Genomic DNA, 6,039 nt, shown 5'->3' with positions numbered 1-6,039 from the left:
TTGCCGAGATGATTTTCCGCTAGCGACCCCCCACACTGCCGGCTTGCTTCTCCATGACGGTTAGGAGGAGGTTTTGGCCCCGGTTCTTTTGGCGGGAGAATCGACCGGCAAGTGTTTGCCAAGGGCGATGACAGCTCAGACACTCTCTAGTCCAACGGATCCAGTCGGTAGCGGCTGAGCCAGTGATCCAAATGCACTTCCTCCTCGTCCAGCAGTTGGGCGTTAATCAACCCCCGTTTGAAGGCAAGACGGATGGCTCGCGCCCGCAAGCTGAAGGTGGTTCCCCACTCGTCGCTCTCAATTTGGTCGTTGCTGACCTCTAACTTGTCGTAGAGGTTGCGCAGACGGTTGGTTACCCCTCGGCGGGACAAAAAGCGCCGTGCAGCAATGGCTTGGTCGGTGAGGCCGAGGGCAATGTCGATCAACACTTCGTACTCGGCGTCGCTGAGACCGGTAATTTTGTTTTGTGAACGGGAATCGACTCCGCGCACCTCTCGGTCGATCACGCATTGCTCATCCTGCACCACCGCTTGGATAGCGCTGACCAATTTTTCATCGGTGCAATTTTTCAAAAGGTAGCCATAGACGGTTTGCGGAGGCACGATCTTGTGCAGTTCCCGCACATAGACTTCATCGGCAAAATGCGACCAAAAAATGATGCGCGTGCTGGGGCACTCTGACCAAACCTGTCGCGCTACCTCGATCCCGGTCATCTCAGGCATGCGAATGTCCATCAACACAAAGTTGGGGTGGTGCTGACGGTAAAGTTCCAACGCCTCTCTACCATTCGAGGCTATATACACCGGGCCGAACTCAGGCAAATGTTGTGTTAGCAGGCTATGAACATGCTGACGGTAGAGAGCGTCATCTTCAGCAAGGAGGGTACTCACGGGCCTTTATCAGAATTACCGAATACTTTCTTTTCACTACCTAACTCTAAAGACACCCACAAGGGAAGATAAGGCACTATTGAGCAGTACTCAATGGAGCAAGGGATCCCCTCCGCCGGCTATGAGTAGCAGCTCGGAAAAAGGATTTGGCCCCGCTCTGTCCTGTGGAGGTTGCGGTTTCCCCATAGCGCTCACGCAAACGGCCAATGAACTTCTCCACCGCAGACGTCGAAAACTTTTGATAAGCAGCAGTCTATGCTGTTTCTACGGCAGAGGCCAAAAATGCCTCAATCTCAGAGCGTTGGGGCAAGCTGGGTTGGGCTCCTGCACGGGTTACAACCAAGGCAGCGGCGGCATTGGCAAAACGCAGGGCTTCCCTCAGGGATCCCCCGGCAGCCAAACAAGCAGCTAAGGCCCCACAAAACCCATCTCCGGCAGCGGTGGTATCCACCACTTCCACAGGATGAGCTGGCCAATGGCCACTTTCTTCCCCATCTGCCCAGACCAGCCCTGCCCCTCCCAAGGTAAGGATAACGGTTGGGATCCCGTGTTTCTGCAGTTCTTGAGCCACCTTTTGGGCTTGTTCCGGCGTCTCCACAGGGGATTGGGCAAGGGCAGCCGCTTCGGTTTCGTTGAGCACCAAGTAGCGAACCTGGCGCAACAGGGATCCTGGCAATGGCACGATGGGCGCAGGGTTGAGCAAAATCGGGATCCCTTGGGCAGAGGCTTGTTCTGCTGCAGCCTGCACAGTGGGCAGGGGGATTTCCAGCTGCAGCAGGAGCAGGGCCGCTGGGGTAAAGGGAGGCAAATGCTCCGGCAGATAGCGACCATTGGCTCCAGGGCTGACCACGATTCTGTTTTGCCCGCCGGGATCCACTGTGATCAAAGCTAGGCCGCTGGGCCCCTCCAACTGCCTCAGGTGGCGGGTATCCACGCCGTTGTGCTCCAGGTTCTCTTGGAGCAGACGCCCAAACTCATCGGATCCCACCGCTCCCCACATTTCCACCTGGGCTCCCGCCCGCGCCGCTGCCACCGCTTGATTGGCTCCCTTACCGCCAGGGTAGGTGGCGTAGTCGGATCCCAGCACCGTTTCCCCAGGGCCGGGATGATGGGGCACCTGCACCACCAAATCCATGTTCAAGCTACCCACCACTCGGATCGGGCCTGCCATCGGGCTTGTGGGGAAATCCTGTTGGAAAAGCAGAGATCTAGAGATCTTTGGTTTGGATCCCTGGGCAGCTATTGTATCAGCCGCCGGTCTTGGCCAGGGATCCCCTTGAGCGCCCTACCACGCGGCAAGGGCTGATAGCAGTCGTGGTTTTTATTACCATCTATTTCAACTGATCGCGCTAGCGGGCCGGAGGCCTTAGCAGGAAGCAACCGGTCGTTTGTTTCACCTCAACGGTGAGATAAATGACTATGCGTTGTGGAACGGTTATCTGTAGGGATTGGTCGCCCTTCGACATATCGCCACTCTGCTGAAAACACAGGGCAAGAACCCGATTCCAAAGGTTGAGGATCCCGACTATCTTGGTGGGTGTTGACCCAGGAAGCAAGCTGATGTTGCTGACCACTACAGACGTGCTCCAAGGTAGAGAGGTTGAGCGTTACTTGGGCATTGTTACCGCCGAGGTAGTTTATGGCACCAATGTTCTACGGGACTTCCTTGCTACCCTCCGCAACATCATCGGGGGACGCACAAGAACCTATGAAGAAGTTTTCGAGAATGCCCAGAAAAAGGTTTTGGAAGAGTTGGAGCAGCGAGCCAAACGTTTGGGAGCAAATGGCATCCTAGGCGTTAGCATTCATACCAACATGAGCACGACAATGATCCTCGTTACCGCCGCCGGCACCGCCGTTAAGCTCCGCTGACGGATGCTTCTGTTGAAGGTTTCCCTTTCTCGGAAGATGATGGCAGCCTGTTCTCAGGCCAGGCTTTCCATCACCGCCTCGTCGATCTCGAAATTGGCATAGACATTCTGCACATCGTCTAGGTTGTCGAGACGCTCCATCAGGGCAAGCACTGACTTGGCCGTATCGGGATCCTCCACATGCACCTCAGTGGATGGGATCCAGCGGATGGCCGCATCTTGCACTGGGTAGCCCTCTTTTTTCAGGTAGGTGGCCACCTGCTCCAGCAGGGTGTAATCGCAGTAGACTTCTGCGTCGGTTCCCTCTACCTTGAGATCCTCCCCGCCTGCTTCGGCTACCGCTAGCAGCAGAGCTTCGGGATCTGTCACCCCCTCTAGGCTAATCACCCCTTTTTGCCGGAACAGCCAGCTCACGCAGCCGGCTTCTCCCAAGCTGCCGCCGGTTTTGCTGAAGGCTTCTCGCACCTCGGCAGCCGTGCGGTTGCGGTTGTCGGTCATGGCCTCGATCAACACAGCCACCCCACCGGGGCCGTAGCCCTCGTAGCGAACTTCTTCCAGGGGGCTGTCGTCGCTCCAGTTGCCGGCTCCCTTGGCAATGGCTCGTTCAATGTTTTCGCTGGGCATCCCCGCTGCTTTGGCTTTCTCCACTGCCGCCCGCAACTGAAAATTCCCATCCGGATCTGGCAAGCCGTTGCGAGCTGCCACGATGATGGCCCGCGAGAGTTTGGTAAAGAGGCTGCCCTTTTTGGCATCTACACGGGCCTTTTGCCGTTTAATGTTGGCCCACTTGCTGTGTCCTGCCATGCCGCCACACACCAGTCAAGCAATGAATTGGAGGGATCCCTCCATTTTTGAAGCCTAGATCACCTCGGCTCAGGACTCAACCCCGCGACAACTGGGAGGGCACTGGCCTGGTCACAAATTATAGTTAGTTATTTCAAACAGCAGTGAAACGGTTCGTTATGTCGATTCCTAACTCCCTCTCCCAGAGAGAAACTGGGGGTAAGGGCAGCGGCGCGGAGCGCTTGGGGAGTATCTCAATCTGGTTTGAAATGACTATAACGAGGGATCCTTCACAACCCAGACTCAGCTACCCAACAAACCCATCAGGGCTGGATCGGCTGCCGCTGAATTACATCCCCTTGAGGTGGAGGTGGAGCGGCTGGGGTTTCTTGAGGAGTAGGTGTTGCCTCTATGGGAGGAGTTTCCCCAGGAGGCGGGGGCAGAGGGGGCACAGCTTCTCCAGGCACAGGCCCAGGTGTAGGCGTGGGGGTTGGGGATGGAGTTAGAAAGGGCGTCACCTGTCCCAACAGCTCGGCATAGAAAATCGCATCTTGCTCTGGCCCAAAGCGCCCCACTTCCCAACGGTGACGGGGCACAAACATTGTTTGCAGCAGCACTTCCCGGCTGACAAAAGCGGGAGTACCCGAGAAGACGTAGCCATCGACAATGACTCGATTCAAATCGGGCCGAGTTTGAAACACCCGATCCACCTCCCGCAGCATCTCCGTATCCAGCCGCCCCAGCAGAGTTTCCAGGGTGTCTTCAGGGCTGATCGGTACTCGCACCGAAAAGCGATAGCCTTCGCAACGATAGTCCCCACAGATCTTGACCAGCTCGTTACGCACCCGGATTTGCGCCCCAGGATCCAGATTGCGCCCCGGCACAAGGACTTCTTCCTGAGGTTGCTGTTCGACCGGCTGGGCCCATAGCTGGAGTTGACTTGCCCATCCTGCCCAAACTAGGGATCCGAAAAACAAGCCAAATCCCCAACCTTTTAGAGGAAGGCTCCAACCCAGACTGCCCTGCTTAGAGCGGGGTGAAAAGGAGAAATCGCGATCCTGGATCGGGCTGTTCATAAGGCGTTGACCGATTCCTCAGCGATGGCTACCGCCAAATCTACCCGACATCGGCCAGAGAGGCACTAGGCAGGGAGAAAAATAGGGTATCGGCTCCGAATGGTTTCAAAATAGGGGCAGATAAATAGGGAAGCTTTGACAAACTCCCTGTCCTGGGCAGCAACGGATGTGCTGTGGCAGCGCATGGGTGTAGGATCTTAGGCTCTGGGTTCCCGCTCTGCAGGCAGGCCAGTGCTCTGCTGTGTGGGCAATGGATCCATGGATTGTTATTACCGTTGAGATCGCAAACCCAATTCTCTTCTTCTTCTCACGTCTTCTCATGACCGCGGTTGTTCCTTCACCTTTGCGCTACGCCTACTACCCCGGCTGTGTGGCCCAGGGGGCCTGTCGTGAGCTGTATGACTCCACCGACCAGATTGCGCGGCATCTGGGCATTGAACTGGTGGAGCTGGAAGCCGCTTCCTGCTGTGGTTCGGGCACCTTCAAAGAAGAATCGGAGCTGCTGGAAGATACGGTAAATGCCCGCAACCTGGCTTTGGCCGAGGCGCTGGGGTTGCCGATGCTTACCCACTGCAGCACCTGTCAGGGGGTGTTGGGCCGCGTGAATGAAAAGTTAAAAGCTGCGAAAACCGCGAGTCCAGAGTACTTTCACCAGGTGCAAGCCCTGTGCCAGAAAGGGGGCTGTGAGAGCCGTTACCAGGGCACAGGCGATGTGCGCCATTTGCTGTGGGTGCTGGCTCATGACTACGGCCTGGAGCGATTGGCCCAACAGGTCAAACGGCCCCTCTTGGGGCTGCGCTGCGCTGCCTTCTACGGGTGTTATCTGTTGCGGGCCTACGACATCTCCCGCTTTGATGTGGCGCGGGATCCCCGTTTGATGGAGGATCTCTTCGAGCGTTTGGGGGCCACCCCTGTTTGGTATCGCGGGCGCACCCAGTGTTGCGGTTGGCCCATTTCCAGCTACGCCCCGCAGCAGTCTTTCTCGATGGCAGGCCGGCATCTCGTAGAGGCCATAGAGGCGGGAGCCGATTGTTTGGTTACCCCCTGTCCTCTATGTCACCTCAACTTGGACTCTCGGCAGCCGGAGGTGGAAGAGGTGATCGGGCGCAAGCTGGGGATCCCGATCCTGCATTTGCCACAATTGGTGGGCCTGGCCCTGGGGATCCCGGCGGAAAACTTGGGACTGAACCGCCATGTAGTACAGGTGGAAAAAGCCCTGCAAAAAATAGGCCGCTAAATTCCACTTGATGGCTGGGGGATCCCTGGGCAAACATCAGGTCTGGGAAGGATGTGTTATTCTGCCCAGCAAGGTACCCGTCCTTGTTCAAAAACCGCAAAGATCCTCGTAAGCTTAGATCCACCTACTCCTGCTTAGCAGCTCCCTATGGTTGTCTCGGATCCCTTTGGCCTTGTTGTGCA

6 protein-coding genes are annotated in these 6,039 nt (G+C 56.7%); 2 read left to right on the top strand and 4 right to left on the bottom strand.

The window, feature by feature from the left end:
- Positions 1-146: 146 nt before the first annotated feature.
- Positions 147-890 carry a response regulator gene (locus tag NW820_RS08970; RefSeq protein ID WP_414343332.1) on the bottom strand — a complete coding sequence of 248 codons (744 nt, stop codon included), beginning with the start codon at positions 888-890 and terminating at the stop codon, positions 147-149.
- A gap of 253 nt (positions 891-1,143) precedes the next feature.
- The gene (gene rbsK, locus NW820_RS08965; protein ID WP_414407296.1) at positions 1,144-2,061 is read right to left on the bottom strand and encodes a ribokinase; all 918 of its coding nucleotides are present in this window, start codon (positions 2,059-2,061) and stop codon (positions 1,144-1,146) included.
- Positions 2,062-2,450: 389 nt separating this feature from the next.
- On the opposite strand from rbsK, the gene NW820_RS08960 reads away from it, so the two are divergent.
- Entirely contained in the window at positions 2,451-2,762 is a 312-nt protein-coding gene (locus NW820_RS08960; protein WP_011432974.1) for a YbjQ family protein, read from the top strand.
- A gap of 53 nt (positions 2,763-2,815) precedes the next feature.
- On the opposite strand, the gene NW820_RS08955 is transcribed toward NW820_RS08960, so the two are convergent.
- Both NW820_RS08955 and NW820_RS08950 read right to left on the bottom strand, forming a co-directional pair.
- The gene (locus tag NW820_RS08955; protein ID WP_414350786.1) at positions 2,816-3,565 is read right to left on the bottom strand and encodes a YebC/PmpR family DNA-binding transcriptional regulator; all 750 of its coding nucleotides are present in this window, start codon (positions 3,563-3,565) and stop codon (positions 2,816-2,818) included.
- Between the two features lie 302 nt (positions 3,566-3,867).
- On the bottom strand, positions 3,868-4,620 hold the full coding sequence (locus tag NW820_RS08950; RefSeq protein ID WP_414407295.1) for a hypothetical protein: 753 nt from the start codon (positions 4,618-4,620) through the stop codon (positions 3,868-3,870).
- A 319-nt stretch (positions 4,621-4,939) separates the two neighbouring features.
- Between NW820_RS08950 and NW820_RS08945 the strand changes: the two genes are divergently transcribed.
- Complete coding sequence (locus NW820_RS08945; RefSeq protein WP_414407294.1) at positions 4,940-5,857, top strand: CoB--CoM heterodisulfide reductase iron-sulfur subunit B family protein; 918 nt, start codon at positions 4,940-4,942, stop codon at positions 5,855-5,857.
- The last annotated feature ends 182 nt before the right edge of the window (positions 5,858-6,039 follow it).

Source organism: Synechococcus sp. R55.7 (genome assembly GCF_047461955.1).
In the GTDB taxonomy this organism is placed as follows: Bacteria; Cyanobacteriota; Cyanobacteriia; order Thermostichales; family Thermostichaceae; genus Thermostichus.
Note: the sequence above shows the minus strand (reverse complement) of the source record. Positions and strands in the feature narration are given on the sequence as shown.

What these genes read in the sequence shown, in the direction of transcription:
- NW820_RS08960 (WP_011432974.1), top strand. Translation starts at nt 2,451, where the DNA reads ATGTTGCTGACCACTACAGACGTGCTCCAAGGTAGAGAGGTTGAGCGT.
- rbsK (WP_414407296.1), bottom strand. Translation starts at nt 2,061, where the DNA reads ATGGCAGGCCCGATCCGAGTGGTGGGTAGCTTGAACATGGATTTGGTG.
- NW820_RS08950 (WP_414407295.1), bottom strand. Translation starts at nt 4,620, where the DNA reads ATGAACAGCCCGATCCAGGATCGCGATTTCTCCTTTTCACCCCGCTCT.
- NW820_RS08955 (WP_414350786.1), bottom strand. Translation starts at nt 3,565, where the DNA reads ATGGCAGGACACAGCAAGTGGGCCAACATTAAACGGCAAAAGGCCCGT.
- NW820_RS08945 (WP_414407294.1), top strand. Translation starts at nt 4,940, where the DNA reads ATGACCGCGGTTGTTCCTTCACCTTTGCGCTACGCCTACTACCCCGGC.